Source organism: Terriglobus sp. YAF25, from assembly GCF_052113305.1.
Taxonomy (GTDB): Bacteria; Acidobacteriota; Terriglobia; order Terriglobales; family Acidobacteriaceae; genus Terriglobus.
Genome location: NZ_JBFRCY010001002.1, coordinates 1 through 1236, shown reverse-complemented (window position 1 = coordinate 1236; position 1236 = coordinate 1). Strand labels below are relative to the sequence as shown.

Sequence of the window (1236 nt, the reverse complement as noted above, 5' to 3'; positions counted from 1 at the left end):
GTTCTGCAAAGGTTGGCCTTGATCGAGCATCCAGACGATACCATTCTGGCTTCCGTTAGCGGAGATGAAAGGTGTGGCTCCGTTGCTGTTCATCGAGACATTGGGTGTAGTGATGGAGCCCGGCGTAAGTGTGCCTGCGTAGTTGAACTGCCGGATACCGGCGGGAATGCCAGAGACAGTAGGTGTAACGCCGACGTAGGCGGAGTTATTGAAGTAGGCTGCGGTGCCGAAGTTCTCGTAAGAGACGATGCTGGTTGCGTGGGTGCCTGTGCTATCGGTGCAGCTATCGGTGTATGGCGACACGAGGCCGCTGCTGAAGAAGAAGGTCTGGGTTGCGCCTGCGTCGCTGGCCTGTTGTCGTCCGAGGTTGCCGGAGTCGAGCAGGTAGAGCTTTCCGGTCTTTCCGCCTACAAGGAGGTGGCCGGCGCCGGGGATGAGCAGCAGCCCACCGGAGGCAAGGTCGGCGTCGCGACAGTTCATGTACTGATAGCCAACGGGTGTGAAGTAGTCTTCGAGCCTGAGCTGGCTGCTGAACTTGAGTACGGAATCGCCATAGGCGGTCTGGCCGTCCCATGGGCCATTGCCGGTGGCGATGTAGATGTTACCGGAGCTGTCGGCCACGGGGCCGCCGCCGCCCATCCAGACGCCGCCCGCGGCAGCGTAGGTGCCTTCGCCGTTGAGGTTCGGACTGGAGTTGAATGCGCCGACCTGCGCGAGGGTTGTGGCGTCGTAGGCAAGCAGCCAGCCGCTCTTGCAGCCGCCCAGGCCGATGTAGATATTGCCGTTGGCCAGCAGGAGCGCGGCGCGCTGCACGCACGTGGTGTTGAGGTTCACAACTCCGTTGACGGCTTCCTGACTGGTTCCGGGCACCGAGGCTTGCAGGGTGACGGGGCCGCCTAACTTCTGGGCGCCGGTGGTGATGTCAAGCGCATTCAGGCGGAAGGTCGCGCCCGTGTCTGAAACCTGTGTCGAGACGACATAGAGCGTGTGGGTAGAAGGATCAATCACCGGCGTTGAGGTGACGCCGAGATAGGGTGCGATGGCCCCACCCGTCAACGGACGTTCACCGGACTTGAGGAGTGAGACCTTCCAGAGCGGCGCCATATTGGTGTCGGCATCAAGCGCGTAGACCGAGTCGTTCTCGGTCGCAGCAAAGAGGACGTTGTGTTTGGCGCCTCGTATGGTGAGGTTCGAGATGAGCAGCGGCTCGCCATAGACATAGCCGTCGAGCAGGTC

General features: G+C 61.5%; 1 pseudogene. It reads right to left on the bottom strand.

From position 1 onward, the window contains the following. Nucleotides 1-1236 (bottom strand): annotated as a pseudogene (locus tag AB4043_RS26015) (hypothetical protein); the annotation flags it as partial.